The organism is Terrirubrum flagellatum (assembly GCF_022059845.1).
Taxonomy (GTDB): Bacteria; Pseudomonadota; Alphaproteobacteria; order Rhizobiales; family Beijerinckiaceae; genus Terrirubrum; species Terrirubrum flagellatum.
This window is the reverse complement of record NZ_CP091851.1, coordinates 3,152,734-3,171,929: the sequence shown is the minus strand read 5'-3', so window position 1 is coordinate 3,171,929 and position 19,196 is coordinate 3,152,734. Positions and strand designations below refer to the sequence as shown.

At 62.1% G+C, this 19,196-nt stretch carries 18 protein-coding genes and 1 pseudogene; 4 read left to right on the top strand and 15 right to left on the bottom strand.

Translation table 11 applies throughout. The features are described from left to right. Window positions 1–278: 278 nt before the first annotated feature. The 4 genes from L8F45_RS15335 to L8F45_RS15320 form a co-directional block, all read right to left on the bottom strand. On the bottom strand, window positions 279–3,425 hold the full coding sequence (locus L8F45_RS15335; protein ID WP_342358747.1) for an efflux RND transporter permease subunit: 3,147 nt from the start codon (window positions 3,423–3,425) through the stop codon (window positions 279–281). Continuing rightward, window positions 3,422–4,876 carry an efflux RND transporter periplasmic adaptor subunit gene (locus L8F45_RS15330; RefSeq protein WP_342358746.1) on the bottom strand — a complete coding sequence of 485 codons (1,455 nt, stop codon included), beginning with the start codon at window positions 4,874–4,876 and terminating at the stop codon, window positions 3,422–3,424. Before L8F45_RS15330 ends, L8F45_RS15335 begins: the two co-directional genes overlap by 4 nt. Further along, window positions 4,873–5,277 carry a FixH family protein gene (locus tag L8F45_RS15325; protein ID WP_342358745.1) on the bottom strand — a complete coding sequence of 135 codons (405 nt, stop codon included), beginning with the start codon at window positions 5,275–5,277 and terminating at the stop codon, window positions 4,873–4,875. The genes L8F45_RS15330 and L8F45_RS15325 overlap by 4 nt, the downstream gene beginning before the upstream one ends. Before the next feature lie 89 nt (window positions 5,278–5,366). Continuing rightward, window positions 5,367–5,615, bottom strand: a complete 249-nt coding sequence (locus tag L8F45_RS15320) for a hypothetical protein (protein ID WP_342358744.1) — start codon at window positions 5,613–5,615, stop codon at window positions 5,367–5,369. Between the two features lie 35 nt (window positions 5,616–5,650). Between L8F45_RS15320 and L8F45_RS15315 the strand changes: the two genes are divergently transcribed. Continuing rightward, window positions 5,651–6,157 (top strand): hypothetical protein, encoded by a 507-nt coding sequence (locus L8F45_RS15315; protein ID WP_342358743.1) that lies wholly within the window; start codon window positions 5,651–5,653, stop codon window positions 6,155–6,157. 405 nt (window positions 6,158–6,562) lie between these two features. Continuing rightward, window positions 6,563–7,063 carry a peptide deformylase gene (locus tag L8F45_RS15310; RefSeq protein ID WP_342358742.1) on the top strand — a complete coding sequence of 167 codons (501 nt, stop codon included), beginning with the start codon at window positions 6,563–6,565 and terminating at the stop codon, window positions 7,061–7,063. A 62-nt stretch (window positions 7,064–7,125) separates the two neighbouring features. Here L8F45_RS15310 and L8F45_RS15305 read toward each other — a convergent pair. Continuing rightward, window positions 7,126–7,359, bottom strand: a pseudogene (locus L8F45_RS15305) (ABC transporter permease subunit); the annotation flags it as partial. 171 nt (window positions 7,360–7,530) lie between these two features. On the opposite strand from L8F45_RS15305, the gene L8F45_RS15300 reads away from it, so the two are divergent. Then, the gene (locus L8F45_RS15300; protein WP_342358741.1) at window positions 7,531–7,698 is read left to right on the top strand and encodes a hypothetical protein; all 168 of its coding nucleotides are present in this window, start codon (window positions 7,531–7,533) and stop codon (window positions 7,696–7,698) included. Window positions 7,699–7,847: 149 nt separating this feature from the next. Here L8F45_RS15300 and L8F45_RS15295 read toward each other — a convergent pair whose 3' ends face one another. The 6 genes from L8F45_RS15295 to L8F45_RS15270 all read right to left on the bottom strand — a co-directional run bounded on the left by L8F45_RS15295 (window position 7,848) and on the right by L8F45_RS15270 (window position 13,724). Continuing rightward, complete coding sequence (locus tag L8F45_RS15295; protein ID WP_342358740.1) at window positions 7,848–8,918, bottom strand: ABC transporter ATP-binding protein; 1,071 nt, start codon at window positions 8,916–8,918, stop codon at window positions 7,848–7,850. Further along, window positions 8,918–9,682: a tyrosine-protein phosphatase gene (locus tag L8F45_RS15290; RefSeq protein WP_342358739.1), complete on the bottom strand. Its 765-nt coding sequence runs from the start codon at window positions 9,680–9,682 to the stop codon at window positions 8,918–8,920. The genes L8F45_RS15295 and L8F45_RS15290 overlap by 1 nt, the downstream gene beginning before the upstream one ends. Further along, entirely contained in the window at window positions 9,682–10,563 is an 882-nt protein-coding gene (locus tag L8F45_RS15285) for a carbohydrate ABC transporter permease (RefSeq protein ID WP_342358738.1), read from the bottom strand. The genes L8F45_RS15290 and L8F45_RS15285 overlap by 1 nt, the downstream gene beginning before the upstream one ends. After that, the gene (locus L8F45_RS15280; RefSeq protein ID WP_342358737.1) at window positions 10,553–11,479 is read right to left on the bottom strand and encodes a carbohydrate ABC transporter permease; all 927 of its coding nucleotides are present in this window, start codon (window positions 11,477–11,479) and stop codon (window positions 10,553–10,555) included. Before L8F45_RS15280 ends, L8F45_RS15285 begins: the two co-directional genes overlap by 11 nt. A 74-nt stretch (window positions 11,480–11,553) precedes the next feature. Further along, the gene (locus L8F45_RS15275) at window positions 11,554–12,837 is read right to left on the bottom strand and encodes an ABC transporter substrate-binding protein (RefSeq protein WP_342358736.1); all 1,284 of its coding nucleotides are present in this window, start codon (window positions 12,835–12,837) and stop codon (window positions 11,554–11,556) included. 17 nt (window positions 12,838–12,854) lie between these two features. Then, complete coding sequence (locus tag L8F45_RS15270) at window positions 12,855–13,724, bottom strand: metallophosphoesterase (RefSeq protein ID WP_342358735.1); 870 nt, start codon at window positions 13,722–13,724, stop codon at window positions 12,855–12,857. Between the two features lie 170 nt (window positions 13,725–13,894). Here L8F45_RS15270 and L8F45_RS15265 point away from each other — a divergent pair, with 170 nt between their 5' ends. After that, complete coding sequence (locus L8F45_RS15265) at window positions 13,895–14,464, top strand: TetR/AcrR family transcriptional regulator (protein ID WP_342358734.1); 570 nt, start codon at window positions 13,895–13,897, stop codon at window positions 14,462–14,464. Window positions 14,465–14,664: 200 nt separating this feature from the next. Here L8F45_RS15265 and L8F45_RS15260 read toward each other — a convergent pair whose 3' ends face one another. The 4 genes from L8F45_RS15260 to L8F45_RS15245 are packed head-to-tail and all read right to left on the bottom strand — an operon-like array spanning window position 14,665 to window position 19,072. Then, window positions 14,665–15,495: an ABC transporter permease gene (locus L8F45_RS15260; RefSeq protein WP_342358733.1), complete on the bottom strand. Its 831-nt coding sequence runs from the start codon at window positions 15,493–15,495 to the stop codon at window positions 14,665–14,667. A 4-nt stretch (window positions 15,496–15,499) separates the two neighbouring features. Beyond that, the gene (locus L8F45_RS15255; protein WP_342358732.1) at window positions 15,500–16,714 is read right to left on the bottom strand and encodes an ABC transporter permease; all 1,215 of its coding nucleotides are present in this window, start codon (window positions 16,712–16,714) and stop codon (window positions 15,500–15,502) included. A 58-nt stretch (window positions 16,715–16,772) separates the two neighbouring features. Next, window positions 16,773–17,819 carry an ABC transporter substrate-binding protein gene (locus L8F45_RS15250; RefSeq protein ID WP_342358731.1) on the bottom strand — a complete coding sequence of 349 codons (1,047 nt, stop codon included), beginning with the start codon at window positions 17,817–17,819 and terminating at the stop codon, window positions 16,773–16,775. Further along, a complete protein-coding gene (locus L8F45_RS15245; protein ID WP_342358730.1) occupies window positions 17,816–19,072 on the bottom strand; it encodes an ABC transporter ATP-binding protein in 1,257 nt (418 codons plus the stop codon). Before L8F45_RS15245 ends, L8F45_RS15250 begins: the two co-directional genes overlap by 4 nt. Window positions 19,073–19,196 lie beyond the last annotated feature (124 nt).

The window sequence follows — 19,196 nt, the reverse complement described above, 5'->3', positions numbered from 1 at the left end:
CTTTAATTTCGGTTGGTTACAGCAGTCTCAGGGAGGCGTCGCGTCGCGCGAGCGATCGCCGACCTGCAATGATCACGTTTGCCAAACAAGTTATGCGGCTGGGACCGGCGGCGCGAACGGGAGGAACGCGTGACGAGCGACGCGAGGACGCTTCCGAACGCCGCTCGCTTGTTTCAACGGCAAGCCAAAGGTCTGGACGCAGATTGACGCGGTCGGGAGCGTCGCGAGCTGAATTGTGAGCGTTGTCGCCGGACAGTCTGACTTTGGCGCCTTCGAGCTCAACATTGCGCATACTCCTGCGGTGAGCTTTGTCTTATCGGGGCGCTCCAACCTTTGATAAGTCCGTAAATCGCGGGAATGACGATCAGCGTCAGGAGCGTCGACGAAACCATGCCGCCGATCATCGGCACGGCGACGCGTTGCATGATCTCCGATCCGGATCCTGTGCTCCAGAGAATCGGCAAGAGGCCGGCCATAATGGCGACGACGGTCATCATCTTCGGCCGCACGCGCTCGACAGCGCCGATCATGATCGCTTCATGGAGTTCGGCGCGCGTGAACGGGCGCCCCTGAGCGGCGCATTGCTCCCTAAGCTCCCGCATCGCGCTATCGAGATAGATCAGCATGACGACGCCTGTCTCCGCGGCGACGCCGGCGAGCGCAATGAATCCGACAGCGACGGCGACCGACATGCTGAAGTCCAGCCACCACATGAACCAGAGCCCGCCGACGAGCGCGAAGGGCAGGGAGAGCATCACGATCAGGGTTTCGCTCAACCTGCGGAAGTTGAGGTAGAGCAGCAGGAAGATGATCATCAGCGTCACCGGCGCGACGATTTTCAGCCGCGCCTCGGCGCGCTCGAGATATTCAAACTGGCCGCTCCAGGATACGTAGTAACCAGGCGGCAGCTTCACTTCGCTGGCGACGGCGTGGCGCGCGTCGGCGACATAACCGCCGAGATCGCGTCCCGTCATGTCGACGAAGATATAGGCGGCGAGCTGGCCGTTCTCGGTGCGAATCGAGGTCGCGCCGCGCGTCAGGTCGATGGAGGCGACCTCGCCGAGCGGAACGGCGCCGCCAGACGGCAACGGGACAAGCACGTCGCTTGCGATCGCCTCCGGCGAAGAGCGCAGATCGCGAGGGTAACGGATGTTCACGGCATAGCGCTCGCGCCCTTCGACCGTTGTCGTGACGGTCTGGCCGCCGAGCGCCATCGCGATCGTGTCCTGCACGTCGCCGATCATCAGACCGTAGCGGGCGAGCGCCGCGCGATCCGGAGTGATGTCGAGATAATAGCCGCCAATGATGCGCTCGGCGTAAGCGCTGGTCGTGCCGGGCACGGCCTTGATCACAGACTCGATCTGTCGCGACAGTTTCTCGATCTCTGCGAGCTCCTTGCCGAAGACCTTGACGCCGACCGGCGTCCGGATGCCGGTCGCCAGCATGTCGATGCGGGCGCGGATCGGCATGGTCCAGGCGTTGGAGACGCCCGGGAATTGCAGGGCGCGATCCATCTCGGCTTTGAGGCTGTCGATCGTGACGCCCGGCCGCCATTCGGACTTCGGCTTCAGATTGATGATCGTCTCCATCATCTCGACGGGCGCGGGATCGGTCGCCGTGCCGGCGCGGCCCGCCTTGCCGAAGACCAACGCCACTTCAGGGAACGTCTTGATGATCCTGTCCTGCGTCTGGAGAAGCTCGGCCGCCTTGGTGACCGAGAGACCCGGCAGCGTCGTCGGCATATACATCAATGCGCCTTCATCGAGAGCCGGCATGAACTCCGAACCAATTTGCGTCGCCGGCCAGATCGAGGCGCCGAGAATGGCGAGAGCGACGAGGATCGTCAGCGTCTTCGCTTTCAGAACGCCCCGAATGGCGGGGCGATAGACCCAGATCAGAGCGCGGTTGAGCGGGTTCTTGTGTTCAGGAACGATCCGCCCGCGCACGAAGATCATCGTCAGGGCTGGAACCAGCGTAACCGATAAAAGCGCCGCAGCCGCCATTGCGAACGTCTTTGTGAGGGCGAGGGGCCCGAACAATCGGCCCTCCTGCGCCTCCAGCGTGAAGATCGGCAGGAACGATGCGGTTATCACGAGCAGACTGAAGAACAGCGGCGGGCCGACTTCGCTTGCGGCCTCGATGAGGACGTCAAGGCGCGGCTTCCCGGGCGGCGCGCGCTCGAGATGTTTGTGCGCGTTCTCGATCATCACGATCGCGGCATCGATCATCGCGCCGATGGCGATGGCGACGCCGCCAAGGCTCATGATGTTTGAACCGACGCCGATGAGCTTCATGCCGGCGAAAGCCATCAGCACGCCGACCGGCAGCATCAGGATGGCGACAAGAGCGCTGCGCAAATGGAGCAGGAAGAGAATCGAGACGAGCGCGACGATCAGGCTCTCTTCGATCAGCGTGCTTTTCAGCGTTTCGATCGCGGCCTCGATCAGCTTCGAACGGTCATAGACGGGAACGATCTCGGTTCCCTCGGGCAGACCCGGCGTGATTTCGGCGAGCCGCGCCTTGACGTTGTCGATCACGGTCAACGCATTGGCGCCGAAGCGCTGCAGCGCGATCGCGCTGGCGACTTCGCCTTCGCCGTTAAGCTCCGCAATGCCGCGCCGTTCATCGGGGCCGATCTCGACGCGCGCCACGTCGCGCAGCAACACGGGCGTGCCACCCTCATTCTTGAGGACGACGTCCTCCAGATCTCCGGGGCTTTTGATGTAGCCGCGGCCGCGCACCATGAACTCGAATTCGGAAAGTTCGAGCGTGCGTCCTCCGATATCGGCGTTGCTGGCGCGAACGACGTCGCGGACCTTCGAGAGCGGGATTTCGAGCGCGCGCAGGCGCTGCGGATCTACGATGATGTTGTAGCTCTTGACGAAGCCGCCGACACTGGCGATTTCCGCCACGCCTTCGGCTTTGGCGGCGGCGAAGCGGATCGTCCAGTCCTGCAACGAGCGCAGTTCGGCGAGCGTCCTGTTCTTGGCGATGACCGCGTATTGATAGACCCAGCCTACGCCGGTGGCGTCCGGCCCGAGGCTCGGCGTGACGCCGGAGGGAAGGCGACGCGCCGCGGCGTTGAGATATTCGAGCACGCGCGCGCGCGCCCAATAGGGATCGACGCCGTCTTCGAAAATCACATAGACGAAAGAGGCGCCGAAGAAAGAAAAGCCGCGCACCACCTTCGATTTCGGCGCGGTGAGCATGGCCGTCGAGAGCGGATAGGTGATCTGATCCTCGACCACCTGCGGCCCCTGGCCCGGATATTCAGTATAGACAATCACCTGCACGTCGGAGAGGTCGGGAATTGCATCGAGCGGCGCGGTGCGGATGGCGTAGACGCCGGCGAAGACGGCGAAAGCCGCTCCGATCAGGACGAGCAGAATGTTTCGCGCCGACCAGGCGATGAGGCGGGCGATCATTTCGATTGATCTCCCTGTTCGAAGCCGTGCAAGGCGGCTTTCAGGTTGCTTTCGGCGTCGATCAGAAAATTCGCCGACGTGACGACCTTGTCGCCAAGGCTCGCGCCTTCACGGATTTCAATGTGGCCGTCGCCGCGCATTCCGGTTTTCACTTCGCGCGGCGCGAAGCGGCCGTCGCCTTTGTCGATAATCACGACCCGCCGCCTGCCGCTATCGATCACTGCGCTGTCGGAAACAGCGAGAACCGGCGCGCCGGCGCCAGTTGCGACCTCGACGTCAGCGAACATGTTCGGCATCAGCGCGCCGTCCGGGTTGGAAAGCACAATGCGCACGCGCCCCGTGCGCGTCGCCATGTTGATCTGCGGGTAGATGAGGTCGACGCGGCCCTCAAAGGCGCGGCCTGGCGCCCCGCGCGCGGTCACGTTGACCTTGTCGCCGGTCTTGACGGCGCCGATGTCGCGTTCAGCGACATCGGCCAGCGCCCAGACCACGGAGATGTCTGCAAGCCTGAACAGCGTGTCGCCCGCGGCGGCGCGCATGCCTTCGACCGCAGCGCGCTCCAGCACGATCCCGTCGCGCGGCGCGGGCCAATCAACCGCGCTGGGAACATCGCGTGTTTTCTCGATCGCAGCGATCGCCTCGATGGGAAGCCCTATATTTTCGAGGCGCCGGCGGGCGCCTTCGACAGCCGGGCCGCGCAAATAGTCGACGTTCGAGCTCTGCGCCAGAACTGATCGGAATTGCGCGCCCGCGGCGAGAATGTCAGGCGCATAGACGCGCATCAGGCGCTCGCCCTTACGCACGCGCGCGCCGGTCGTCACGTCAGCGACCTTTTCGAGATAGGCTTCGAAGCGCAGCGTCACGACCGAAACGCGGCGCTCGTCGAGCTGGATCGTGGCTGGCGCGCGCACGGCGCGCGTGATGATGCGTTCGACAATGGGTTCACTGCGAACGCCGGCGCGTTGCACCCTGCCAACGGAGAGCTTTACAGATCCATCATTGGCGTCTTCGCCTTCATAGACGGGGATGTAGTCCATCCCCATGGAGTCCTTCTTCGGCGTCGGCGACCTGTCCGGCAGCCCCATCGGATTGCGGTAGTACAGAATTCTGCGCATCCCGCTGGCGTCCGCCGCTTCTTTCTGCGGATCAGGATCATCGAAGCGCACATCCTCGCTCGCGCGCACTGCAATCCAGTCGCGACCGTCGGCGGACTTCTTCGGCTCGGCCGAATAGAATGGTTCGCCATCGGGATCGCGGTAGTAAATCACCGGCCCGCTCGCCGCCTTGGCAGGTGGTTGGGTTTTGCCCGGAGCCCAGGCGGCGATGGTTGCGGGGAGCCGATCAAGGATGCTGTCGGGCAGCGCGATCGGCCGACGCCCAAGATCAAATCCGCCGACCCCCGTCGCCGCGAGGGCGGCGAGAATGACGATTCTCTTGAGGGCGCGGCTCATCTGATCGCCCTGAGAACGAGACGGCTTTCAACCGTGCCAGTCTCGCCTTGCACCTTGGCGGCGAGCGACAGGCGCCAGCCGCCTTCCATCGTGAGATTTGTGCGGAAACGATAGACGCCCGGCTCGGCCGACGGCGTCTGTTCGATGCGCGACGTCATCGCCTCCATACCGTCGGGCGCCATGTCGATGCGGCTCGCCGAGATCACCGCGTCCGGGATGTTTTTGCCGGTCTTCTTGTTCACGAGCCGCGCTTCGATCACGGCCGCGCCGACTTTCGGTGAGGCGTCGACGAGTTGGAACTCGTAGTCCTGAATTTCGGCCCTCGCTGATGAGAGGACCGTCGCCGAAAGAAGGCTGGCGAACGCCGCCGCGACAGCGCGGTTTATAAGGTGAAAGGTCATGGTTTCGTGCCTGAGTTCGGTGGAAAGACCGCGACGGATCGCCGGCTGGAAGAGCCGGCCGGCGACCGCGATGGCGCAACGCTGCGCTCTTACAAGGCGGAGCGCCGCGCCTGGGCCTTGGGGCTCAGAGGTTTCCTCTGGTGAGGAACGAGCGTTATTTTCGCCGCTGGCGGACTGATCGATCCTGTCGGCGCCTCGTGGCCGTGGAGCTGATCATAGAAATAAAGCGGGCCTCGCCAGACATTGGAGCCGGCATGCGCTGCGCCAGCGAACGCGATCGCCGAGATCGCGACAAGAAGCGCGGCTCCTGGAGAGCGCGCGTAAAGAGCGATGGTCATGGGATTTTCCGGAATTTGAGGACGCCGGCTGTCGTATGGCGACAGCCGTTCACGCCGCCCGGCTTTGGCCGCGCGGCGTTGAGGGCGTCACAACGCCCGACGTCTCAAATTCGGGGTGGCCTCCGTGGCGGCGCGCCGCCAAGGCCAATGACGGGATCGTCACTCCGGGGGATAAGCAGAGAGGAACTGAAATTCAATTCGGCGACGACAAACGCGCTCGGAGTCGCTGGCAAGCTCACCGCAAGGCACAGCATCATCAGCGGGCAACTTTGACCGCAATCTGGTTTTGTCTTTTCCGGGCAACAGGGCATGTCGTCGGCTATAGCCATAGCGCCGCTATCGACAACCATGGTTGGAACGCTCGCAGTCGCGCGCGCGCCAAATCCGCCAACGATCAGACCTACGATCGCCAGCGTCGCCAGAAACCGGCTGAGGGCTCGGACAAGCAACATATTCGATCAAAAAGCATAATCCGCGTGAGACATGCAAGACCTGCGGCCAGACTCGAGCTTCACGATCTGCTGATGAATTCGGCTGCATGAGCTTTGGAGAGCTGCCGCTCCGGGAAGACCCCGCGCAACGCCGGAAACGCGGCTGTCAATCGCCTAAAACGTCGTCGTGAATTCCTGCAGGCGTCCTTCCCGTCGATTTGCGCACGTCTGTTCTGGAGAGCAGTCGCGAATGGCTGGTGCTGGCGCCGCCGCGGGCTGACCCAAAGCCCTCTGCGGCGATAGGCCTTACGCGGCGCTATCAGGGAGCGACCATCGACGAGCTTGACGGCGGCGACGGGGCGCTGGCTCATACGACGCGACCTGCGATCGCAGGGCTGCGCAAGCGCGGCTTCCAGGCTCTCTCGACAAGGCGGATAAGGAGCGCGGTTTGGTCTATCGGACCGCGCCGATCAGCATATATATCATGATCAGGTCATTAGCGATCGATCATGAGTCATGGCGGTCAGGTCTATTGTAAAATTCCCGGACGCTCGGCTCCGCGCGGTCGCGTCGCTCGTCACCAACTTCGGAGATGATCTGCGACAGCTTGCGGACGATCTTCTCGACACGATGCGAGCCGCGCCTGGCGTCGGCGTCACCGCGCCGCACATTGGCGTGCTGCAGCGTGTTGTCGTCATCGAACTCGCTGGCTTCAAGACGCCTCGCATCTACATCAATCCCGAGATCGTTTGGACATCGTCCGAACGGATCGAAGCGACCGAGGGCAGCGTGTCGATGCCAGGCGCCGCTGAAAAGATGGAGCGCTACGCGACTATCCGCGTGCGCTTTCAAGGCCTCGACGGCGTTGAGCGAGAAGAGGAAGCCAGCGGCTTTCACGCCGTTTGCTTGCAACACGAGATAGATCAGCTTGACGGGGTTTTCTGGATTCAGAAGCTTTCACGATTGAAACGAGAGCGGCTCATCAAGCGGTACGAGAAGCACGCGAGCGGCAGATGATCTCGCATGGCAAGCAATTGCACGACGTACGGGAGCCGTATGAGGCGCTGGAGCAGATGAGGCGCTCGCAGCGCCATTGGCAGCATCACGCGAAAGACGATGGCGAGTTCGGAAAGCCCGTCGAGACGCGCCGCATGCACAACGTCATCGGGAATGATCTTGAAAAACTGGCGGAAAAGGAAAATGCCGAAAGGCGAAACGATGAACGGCAGAATCTGCGCAGCGTAGGTGTTGAGAATGCCAAGCTGCCAGCACAGGATGAACAGCGGCAGCGCGAGCACCTGCCGCGGCAGCATCTGGCGGCGATATGACTCCTTGAGCACCGAATTTAACGAGGACTCTAAGAGGACGCCGAAGGGGCGCGGAAAGCTATTTCAAGATGCGATGATCGTAACAGCGTTACGGATCTGACCAGGTTCGCTCGCGAATGGCGTCTTGGCGTATCAGGATCGGGCGAAGCGCCGGAAATGGCTGCAGTTGCAGCCGAGCCCGCTGCCGCTCTTCGGCGAATAGAAGAACTGGAGACCCGCGGCGCCGCTGAAATCGCTGTTTTCGTTCACGAAAGCAGCTTTAGCGGCAAGGAGTTCCGGAAACTGCTGGAGCGCTATTCCACCAGTGAGCTGCCCCGCGCATAATTCGAGAGCTTTGTTCGCGACCGATGTGAGGTCGGCCCCCTCGGGCCGCAATTATCGTCTACCGCGCAAACGGCTGCATTTCTTTGGCTTCCACGAAGAGCCGCGCAGGTCATTATGCTGTCAAACGGCATTGCTCCTTTGGGTTTCCGTCAAATTCGCTGACCAGTCTGCGCGTCGAAGAGATGCAGACACGCTGCGGGGAACCGCATGAAAATCTGCTGGTCCTCCGTTTCGGCGCTGCCGCGAGGCAACACGACGGAAAATTCCTGGGCGAGCGTCTGGCAATAGGCGACCTGGCTTCCGCCAAGCTCCTCGATGAGATCGATCCGGCCGCCGAGGCCTTGGCCGGCATCGGTCGTCAGCACGATGTCCTCCGGCCTGACGCCAATCGTGACGGGAGCACCCGACTTCAGCGGCAGGTCGTTTGCGGTCGGCACGACGAAGTTCGGCGCTCCGTCGAGTGAAATTTGGCGGGGGCCGGCGACGGTGGCGCTGGCGAGATTCATCGGCGGCGCGCCGAGAAATGAAGCGACAAAGGTTGAGGCCGGCCGGCGATAGACGGAGGCCGGCGATCCGATCTGCTCGATCCGGCCGCCATTCATCACCACGAGCTTGTCGGCCAGCGTCATGGCCTCGACCTGATCATGCGTGACGAAGATGCTGGTCGCCTTCAGCCGCTTGTGCAGCCTCTTGATCTCGATGCGCATCTGCACGCGCAATTTGGCGTCGAGATTCGACAAGGGCTCATCGAACAGAAAGACCGCCGGTTCACGCGCGATCGCGCGACCCATGGCGACGCGCTGACGCTGCCCGCCCGACAGTTGGTTCGGACGCCGGTCGAGATAGTCCGAGAGGTCGAGAATTGCGGCGAGCTCGGCCACGCGCTTCTCGCGCAAATCCTTCGGCATTCTGGCGATGCGCAGTGGATAGCCCATATTCTCGCGCACCGTCATATGCGGATAGAGCGCGTAGTTCTGGAACACCATGGCGCAACCGCGATCGGCGGGATCGATGTCGTTGACGACCTCGCGGTTGATGGCGATCTCGCCGTGCGTGATGTCTTCGAGACCCGCGATCATGCGCAACAGGGTGGACTTTCCGCAGCCGGATGGGCCAACGATGACGACGAACTCGCCGTTCGCCACATCGAGACTGAGGCCGTGAAGAATCTCTTTGGCGTCATAACTCTTTCTGACGTCGCGTATCGAGATCTCAGCCATCACGTCACCTTCCTGCTGTGTTCGAGGCCGACCAGGCGGGCGCGGATCTTCTCGCGTGAGGTCGTCTGCAATCCGATGTCGGCGAGATAGCCGTCGACGCCGCCATGATTGTCGTCGAGATGATCAAGCATCGCCAGCATCGTCTCGGCCTGACAGGCGAGCAGCGGGGTCAGCAGGGCGATGTCGGCGCCTCGCGCCTTTGCTCCGGCGAGGATGTCTTCGATCATGGGAGCGATGAGCGCGCCTGTCAGCGCGTAGTCGCTCACGATCGTGGATCTGTCAGCGCCCGCGATGCCGAGAGTGAGCGCGGCGATAATGCCCGTCCTGTCCTTCCCCGCGGTGCAATGAAACAGCACGGTGCCTTCGGTCGCATCGGCGATCGCCGAAAGCGTCTCGCGGATTGCGCTCTTCCGCGTCGTCAGCGCAAGCAGGTAGAGATCGAGGAGAGCGTCCTTCGCAGGCGCCGCCGGCGCCGGTTGAGGCGCAAGCTGCGCGAACAGCGGGATATTGAGATAGGCGACGCTGCGATGACCGCTGAAGGGGTTGGGTTGATGCGCAAGTTCGTCGGCATGGCGAAGGTCGATCACAGTGCGAACGCCGGCGTCGTAGAGCTGTTCCACACTTTCAGGCGCGAGGCGATGCAGGCCATCAGCGCGCAGGACGCGGCGCCAGGACGTCTCGCCTTCTCGCACGGCGTAGCCGCCGAGATCCCTGACATTGTAGGCGCCGGCGACGTTCAGCAGGCGGTCGAAGGTGACGGACATTATCGCAGCCCCGATTTCATGAATGACTGGATGACCTGGCGCTGGAGAACAACATAGAGCGCAAGGATTGGCAGGCTCGCCATGGTCGAGGCGGCCATGAGCGGCCCCCATAGCGTCCCTTCCTGGGTCATGAACATCTGGATGCCGATCTGGATGACGCTGTTCTCCGGCGTGCGCGAGAGCAGGAGCGGCCAGAAATACTCGTTCCAGGTCGAGATGAAGATGAGGATCGCGAGCGAGGCGATCGAGCCGCGTAAATTGGGCGCGACCACCTGCCACAGGATGCGCCAGCTTCGCGCCCCGTCCATCCGCGCGGCCTCGATGATCTCTTTGGGAAAGGAGCGCATGGCCTGCGTCAGCAGCACTACGCACAGCGCGGACGCGAAATGCGGAAGAATGAGCGCCGTGATGGAGTCGAGAAGGTCGAGCTGCGCGACGAGCAAGTAGTTCGGGATCATGACGACCTGAAACGGCGCCAACCAGGTCAGCGCGATCAGGGGGAGAAAGAGCCTGGAGAAGGGGAAGCGCCAGCGCGCAAATCCGTACGCGGCGAGCAGGCCCGTGAACAATTGGATGATTGTCACGACAGACGAGACGAACAGCGTGTTCAGCAGCATTCGCCAGATCGGTATCGAATTGAGCGCCGTGGCGTAGTTGGCGAGCGAGGCGCTCGTCGGCCACAGGCGCGTCTCGAAAATCTCGTTCGCTGGCCTCAGTGAGCTGACGATCATCCAGTAGACCGGGAAAAGGCAGACGATCGACAGGCCAATCAGAACGAGATGGCCCAGCGAATCGTTGACGGATGTTCGCGACCTTACCCGCCTCCGGCGCGCTCCTGCGGCTTCCCGGATGGGCAGGGCGCCAGCCGCATCAATTGTCATGGAACGAGAACCTGTCGATCAGGCGGAACAGCACAAAGGCGAGCGCGCCAAAGCCGAGGAAGAGGATCACTGCGGCGGCCGAACTCCAGCCGACCGAAAGACTGGAGAAGCCGAAATCCCACAGGAGATAGTAGATGTTTGTCGTGGCGCCGAGCGGGCCGCCCCCGGTCAGGACATTGATATAGGTGAAGCTCCACTGCGCGCCGAGCAGGATCGTCATCATCACCAGGAACAGGATGGTGGATGACAGCAGCGGAAGCCTGACGTCGCGAACGACCTCCCAGCGGTTAGCGCCATCCATCCGCGCGGCTTCGATCAGCGACGGGTTGATGTTGGCGTTCGCGGCGGACAGGATCAGGGTCGAGAAGCCGATCAGCTTCCAGCCTGTGATGCCGATCATCGTCCAGATCGCGATATTGGGGTCGCTCAGGAAGCCGACGGCGCGCGATCCTATCGCTTGCAGGCCGAGATTGATGACGCCGTGATCCGGATCAAGAAGCCAGCGCCAGACGGCCGCCGCGACGACAGGGGCGATAATCATGGGCGTGAAGATCATCGCCCGATAGAAATTGCGCGAGCGCGCTGGCAAGTCCTGCGTATAGATCGCGATCGCCAGCGGAATCAGAACCGCGATCGGAAGCAGGCTGAGAATATAGACGCCAGTGTTGCGCAACGCCTGCCACTGCTTCGGGAGATGGAAAATATTGATGTAGTTCGTCCAGCCGACAAAAGTGCGCGGCGCGTCAGGCAGCATGTTCCAGTCGTAGAAGCTCAGCCAGACCGCCTGCGCCAGCGGTTCATAGATCCAGATGACAAAAGTGGCGACGGCCGGGAGCACATAGAACCAGGGCGTCGCGCCGTCGCCGCGCCGCCGCTTTTGGCGACGGATTGGCGCCAGCGCGGCGGGCGGCGTCATGATCGCATCAGTCATTGCTATGCCGGATGAATCAAGAGTGAGCCGCGCGACAGCTCGCACGGCTTTCATCGCGCCTAGTTAGGCATCAGTCGCTGGGCGGTGGCCTGCGCCGTCTTGAGCGTCGCGCCGACATCGACGCCGCCAAACACGGACATCTCGGCAGCGTCCATCATCGTCTTGACGATCTGGCGATAATTCGAGCCCGGCATCGAATCCCACGGTTCGAGCACTGCAAGCTGCTTCAGGTTGGGCTGCACGAGCGGATGCGCCTTGACCCAGTCGCCGAGATAGCGCGGATCATCGACAATATCGGTGCGAAGCGGGAGATAACCGATCTCCGACGTGATGACTGTATAGCCGCGCTTGGACGTCAGGAACTTCATCAGCTCCCAAGCTGCGCGCTGCTTGGCGCGGTCGCTGGCGAGGATCACCAGCGCGCTTCCGGAATTATTCGGCCGCACGGGCTTCTCGCCGAAGGTCGGCATCGTCGAGGCGCGCAGCTCGAACTTGTCCTTCGCGCCATTGATCAGGAAACCCTGAACGGCGCTGGTCTGGAGATACATGCCGAGATTGCCTGACGCCATCGACTCCATGGCGCCGTTGATGTCGAGATTCGGCATGGCGCCGCTTGTGAAGAGGTCTCGCAGCATCGCCACCGCCTCGATGGCCTCCGGCTCGCCGAACTTCAATGTCTTCCGATCGCGCGAAATCACTTCGCCGCCATTCGAGCGAATAACGCCCTGGAACAGCCAGTCGCCTGCCGACGGCCCGAAGACGCCAGCGCTGAATCCGTTTTTCCCGGTCTTCTCCCTGATCGTAAGCGCTGTTTGCTTGACGTCAGCCCAGTTCTGCGGCGGCCGCTCTGGATCGAGGCCGGCGCGCTTGAAAAGATCGGCGTTGTAGAAGAGGACCGGCGTCGAGAAGGTGTAGGCGAGGCCATAGGTCTTGCCGTTGAGCATGCCGAGCTTCAGCCCGTTCGGCGCAAAGCCTTCGAAATGCGCGCGCAGCTCTTCGCCGGGAATGATGTCCTCCAGCGCCTTGGCGCCGAGGCTGCGCACGGCGAAATCCATGTCGTTGAAGATGAGCTGAATGAGGTCGACAGGACGCCGCGCTGCGACATCGGCCTGAACGCGGGCAGTGATGTCAGCGGCGCCGACGCCGACGCCCTTCACCCTGACGTTCGGATTGGCGTCCATGAATTCCTGAATAAGTTTCTTCGTCGCTTCGGCGCCGAGGCCCGCCGTCGCCAGATTGTAATTATAGAAATTGATCTCGACCGGCGTTTGAGCGCTGGCGGATTCGGACAGCGCGCCAGCGGGAAGCGCGGCGAGGCCGGCAAGAAAAGCGCGTCTGCGCATGTGACGTCCCCTGCGTGTTATTCGGCGGCTTCGGCCGCGGCTTCATATTTGGCGATGAGTTCGGCCATGGCCGCGAAGGTGATCATGTGCAGTTCGCGGCGATCGGTCGGCTGCGGCGTGAAGGACACTGTGAGGCCGGAAGGCCGCACCGTCCCGATCGCGAATGAGGCGCCGGAGACCATGCGCACGCCTTTGTGCAGGGAAAGCACGTCAGTCGCGGCGTGCTGGCCGATGCCGACGACCACGGGAACGCCGTGCCAGCTCGACACGCGATCAAAATGGATATGACCGGACAGCAGCCCGATCACGTTGCGGCCGGCAAGCAGCTTGCGCAGCCGAATCGTGTCGGGGGCGGAAATCGCCTCCCATTCCATCTCGATGTCGTCTTCATCGAGAAGAGGGGCGTGATGGCTGACGAGAAGCTTCGGCAGATCGGGATGATCATTGAGACGGCTTTCGAGCCAGGCGAACTGCTCGGCCTCGATCGAGCCGCCGATCTTGCCAGGAGCGCTTGAATCCAGCGCGATCACATGAAGGCCTTCGATCACTCGGTCGTGGAAATAGGGCGCGCCGAGATTCTCCGCGCGGCCAAGCATGCCTCGATAGAAACCGGCGCGGCGATCATGATTGCCGAGCGCCCAGACAACGGGAATATCGAGCGCCGCCTCATCGAAGATGCTCTTGAGATGCTGATAGCTTTCGACGTCGCCGCGATTGGTGAGATCGCCGCTGGCGACGATGAATTTCGGCTGCGGAGCGAGCGCTTTCACCTCGGACAGAATCTTCCGCAACGTCGCGCTCGTGTCAGAGAAAAGATGGTCGTCCTGCACGCTTGGCGCGTTGATGTGCAGATCAGTCAAATGGATGAAGGTGAGATTCTGCGGCATCGCTTCGCTCTTGATCTCTGATAGGCGCAGACATTCGCGACCGTCCGACCGCCAGCGGCGGATGGGCCAGGAATTTCTCGAGACGGTCGGCTTAACGTCGGCGCCTCTTGCGTCTTGCTAAGGAGGCGCGTAACGATGCTTTGTGACAGGTGAATGAACGTTCATTCAATATGGATTACAGCGTTGACAAACGCGAGCGCATTCTTGCGGCGACCGCCAAACTGATTGTCCAGAATGGGCTGAATTCGCCCATGTCTGCGATTGCGGAAGCGGCGGGAGTGGCCACAGGCTCGCTCTACAACTACTTCTCCTCAAAGGAGGAGTTGATCTGGGCTGTCTACAAGCGCCTCGCGAAATCGATCGATGAAGCGCTCGTCCGGCCAATTGATCCGATCGAGCCGCATCGCCAGCGCTTCATCAATTATTTTTCCGACTACATTGATTTCATATGGGCTGACCCCGATCGCGCGATCCTGTTTGAATATCTTTCCAACGCGCCGATCATCAGCCATTCCGAACTGCGTGAGGTTTTCTCGGGGTCGAGCGTCTATATCGGACGCCTCATCTCAGACGCTCAGAAGGCGGGGGTCGTGCGACGCGCCTCGACGACGCTGATTGGCGCTCTGCTCGGAGGGGCCATTCGCAACAGTCTCAAATGGCAGCGCGTTCACGACAAGCCGCTGACCCGGAAGGACCGTGAGGAGCTTTTGCAGATGTGTTGGGATGCGATCGCGGCGTAAGAGAACCGGCCATTTTGATTAGTGAGCGTTAAAGCGAGCGATTTCGCAATCATGTTGGATGCGAAAAGCTTGGTGCTTTTGTTTATACCTTGACGTAGCGTTTAAGTGCGCGTCGAAGGTCCGCTATCGAGATCGACGGCGAATATCCGCCTGTGGCGCTCGATGACAGCTACCGCGTAAGCGCGGTCTGTATCGCTCGCCTAGTCAGAGGCGGAGCCGGCTCGCCGTCTCGATTGGCGCGCGAGAAGATTGGCCACCATGAGCAGGATGATCGACAGTCCCATCATCATTGTCGCCGCCGCGGTGATGGCCGGGCTGAGCTGCTCGCGCAGTCCGGTGAACATTTCGAGTGGCAGGGTGCGCTGTTCCGCGCTCGCGAGAAACTGGGCCACAACGACCTCGTCGAAGGACGTGACGAAGGCGAAGGCGGCGCCGGAGAGGACGCCGGGCAGAATCAATGGCAGCATCACCCGGAAAAAGCCCGTCAGAGGCTTTGCGCCGAGGATAGCGGTCGCGCGCATCAGGTTGCGATCGAAGCCCGTCAGACTCGCGCCAACCGTCACGACGACGAAGGGGCTGGCCAGCACCGTGTGCGCCAGGATCACGCCTGTATAGGTGCTCGCGAGTCCGATGCGGGCGTAGAACAAATAGGTCCCGACTGCGGTGACGACCACGGGAACGATGAGCGGCGAGATCAGGATCGGCACGACGAGCCGACGCGCCGGGAATTTCGGGTCGGACAGGCCGATCGCCGTCAGCGTTCCAAGAATTGTCGCGAGGATCGTCGTTCCCAGTCCGATTAGCAGGCTGTTGCCGATCGCAGCGCGCCAGCGCGGCGCGCCAAGCACCGTCTCGTACCATCGCAGCGACAGGCCGGGCAGAGGAAAGGTGAAGAAGGAGCCGCTGCTGAAGGAGAGTGGTATGGGAACGAAGATCGGCGCGATCAGGAAGATCAGCATCAATCCGCACCAGATCCAGAGCGCGCCGATGCGGATGCGTTCACCGAGTGTGGGATAGGGAGAGAGCAGCAACGATCTATCCCATCTTGAAGAGGTCGAGGCCGAGATAGTGCGTCATCAGCGCATAGAGGCCGATCGTCGAAGTCAGCAGCACGAAACTCAGCGCCGCCGCCATTTCCCAGTTCAGTTCGACATTGACGTAATTGGCGATGAAGTTGCTGATCAACTGATCGCTCGCGCCGCCGATGAGCGCCGGCGTGATGTAGTAGCCGAGGCAGAGGATAAAGGTGAGAAGGCCGCCCGCGAGCACGCCGGGCGTCACCTGCGGCAGATAAACTTTCCAGAATGCAGTGAGCGGCCGTGCGCCAAGTGACTGCGCCGCGCGAAGCTGCGACGGCTGCATCGAGCGCATGACGCTATAGATCGGCAAGAGAGTGAACGGCAATTGGATATGGGTCATCGCGATGATGAGGCCCGCGCGGCTGTACATCAGCTCCAGCCTGTCCTGCGCGAGGCCGAGCCAGAGCAGAGCGTCATTGAGCAGCCCGAACTTCTGCAGGATGACCGTCCACGCCGCCGTGCGCACCAGGATTGACGTCCAGAACGGCAGAAGCACAAGCACCAGCACGGCGCCGGCCATGGCGGGCCTCAGATTGCTGATGAGATAGGCGAGGGGAAAGGCCAGCGCCAACGTCGCCAGCGTCACCAGCGCGGCGATCAGGAATGTGCGGCCGAAGACGCGGACGAACACCGCCTGCTCGATTGGCGCCGAGACAATCGAACCCTGATCGCTCCAGCGCAGATCGAACGCGTTGAGCAGGAAGAAGGTCGTGAAGCGATTGACGCCCGCGCGGATCGCCGCCCAGCAACGCTCATCACCCAGCAAGGGCGCGGCGCGGATGAGTCCCTCCTTGTTGATTGAAGAGTCCTGCGCCGCGGCGCGAGCGGCGCGGAGCATCTGGCTGCGCGCGCCGGGCAATCGGACATTGAAGCTCTTCGCGAATTCGTAGACGCGCTCCGCCGCCTGCGCCGCGGCGAGGTCAGCGGCCAGCGCGCGGAAAACCTGATCGTCCGGCACGCCCGCTCCGCTGGAGCTGGAAAGCGCTGCGCTGGTGCGGGGCAGCGCATTGGCGATCATCGGCTCATAGAACGCGCGCGAGAGAAGCGCTGCGATAGGGAGGCCGAAGCTGAGCAGGAGAAGCAGGAGCAGCGGCGCTACGAGCAAGAGCGGCCGCAGACCCTCGCTGCGACCTTTTGCGATGACCATTGGCGCCGCGGCGGCGAGAGACATCAAAGAAGCTCCACGATCGCCCGGGCGTAGGCCGCCCGGGCGCGAACGCAAATCCCGATTATTGGGCAAGCCAGGCGTTGAAGCGTTTCACCAGATCCTCGCCATGGTCGCCCCAGAATTCGACATCGCCCACGAGATAGCTCGTCATATGGTCCGGCGCGGTCGGCAGTTTCGGCAGAACGTCCTTCGGAATGAAGGGCGTGGCATCCTTGAGCACGGGGCCGTAAGGGATGTAGCGGCCGAGCTGCGCGCTCACCTCGGGCTGCGCGGCGTAGGAAAGATATTTGTAAGCGAGATCGAGATTCTTCGCGCCCTTGGGGATCGCGATCATGTCATATTCGACGATCTGGTTTTTCCAGACGATCGCGAAAGGTCGCTTGTCATTGTCGATCGCATTCTGAATGCGTCCGTTCCACGCGGTCGTCATCACCACTTCTTTCGACGCGAGAAGCTGCGGCGGCTGCGCGCCGGCCTCCCACCAGACGATGTCCTTCTTGATCGTATCGAGCTTCTTGAAGGCGCGGTCGACGCCGGCAGGGGTTGCAAGCACCTTGTAGATGTCCGCGATCGGCACGCCGTCGGCCATCAGCGCCCATTCAAGATTCTGCGCCGGCGCCTTGCGCATCGCGCGCTTGCCCGGAAACTTCTTCGTGTCGAAAATATCGAGCACGGAGGTTGGCGCTTCTTTCAGCACGGTTGTGTCATAGGCGAGGACATCGCCATAGACGTCGATGCCGACGCCGCAATCAAGCGCGGTTCCAGGCAGGAAGCGCGAGCGATCGGCGATCTTGGAATAATCGAGGCGGATAAGAACGCCGGCGTCACAGCCTTGCAGAACCGTCGATTTCTCGACCGTGACAAGATCGACGGGCACATTGCCGGTTTCGACCATGGCTTTGATCTTGCCGAGATCGCCGAGATATTCCTGCTCATTGAATTTGACGCCCATCTTCTTGGCGAAGGGCTCGAACCAGGCCTGGCGCAGCGCCGCCTGCCAGGCACCGCCGGTCGCCATGATGGTAAGCTCCTGCGCCGCCGCCGGCTGCCACTGCCAGATAATCGCCGCGCCCGTCAGCGCCAGCGCCAATTTGCAATGTCCTGTCATTCTTCCCTCCTCGAAGCCGAAATATTCCGGGGAGCCGCGACGCCGGCGGTGAAGGCGCGGCTATCGACGGCGTTCCAGCTCAATTGAATCTTTTCGCCCGATGGCGGCGCGCCCTCCGGGCCGATCTTCACGGTCAGCACATCTCCGTTCTCGAGCCGCGCCAGCAGCCGCTGGTGATCGCCGAGATAGATGCGCCCGTCGACAATCGCCTCGACGCAATTCTCGCTCCGGGCCTGCTCGCGCGACACCGAGATCCGCTCTGGCCGGATCGCGAGCTTGACCGCGTCGCCCGCCGACAATCTGTCGGCGGCGTTGGCGATGATCATCTTCCCGCCGCTTAGCGCGATGAGACATTGCACGCCGCTGATCTTCGCGACTTCGCCGTCCAGCAGATTATTCTCGCCGATGAATTCCGCGACAAAAGGCGTCGCAGGCTCATTATAGAGCGTGTCGGGTGATCCGATCTGAACGACAACGCCGCCTTCGAACACGGCGACGCGATCCGACATGGTCAGCGCTTCGCTCTGATCGTGCGTGACATAGACGATGGTGACGCCGAGCGTTTCATGAATTTGCTTCAACTCGATCTGCATGTGCTCGCGCAGCTTCTTGTCGAGCGCGCCGAGCGGCTCGTCCATGAGCACCAGCGACGGCTTGAACACGAGCGCGCGCGCCAGAGCGACGCGCTGCTGCTGGCCGCCGGAGAGCTGCGCCGGCTTGCGGTCCCCAAACTGCTCCAGCCGCACCATCTCGAGCGCGCGTTTCACGCGCGGAGCGATCTCGGCCTTCGGCGTCTTCCTGACTGACAGCGGGAAGGCGACATTTTCTTCGACGCTCATATGCGGAAAGAGCGCATAGTTCTGGAACACCATGCCGATGTTCCGCTCATAGGGCGGCAATCGCTCGACAGATTTTCCTTCAAGCGTGATGACGCCGCGCGTTGGGCGCTCGAAGCCCGCCAGCATATTGAGCGTCGTGGTCTTTCCCGAGCCAGAGGGGCCGAGAAAGGTCAGGAACTCGCCGCGGCCGACATGCAGGTTGAGATTTCGCACCGCCTGAAAGGAGCCGTAGGCTTTCTCGACGTCGACAAATTCGACGAGCGGGCGACTGTTCTGCTCCGCGTCGGCGACTATCGGCGGCTGCTTGCCCTGATCTCGCGGAGCCGCGTGCGCGCTTGTCGACGTGTCTCGCTGAGCGGCTGGCGCCTGGAGCGGACTGGTCCCGCCCACATGATTCGCCGATGCCTGCTTCAACTGCGCCCTCCCAAGCACGGCTGTAAAAGCCAGTCAAATTGTATGATCAGATAACTTCGATTTGAGTGACGCTATCTGGGGCAAATAAGGGCGTCAAGCACAAATTATATGGCATTTTGATCGG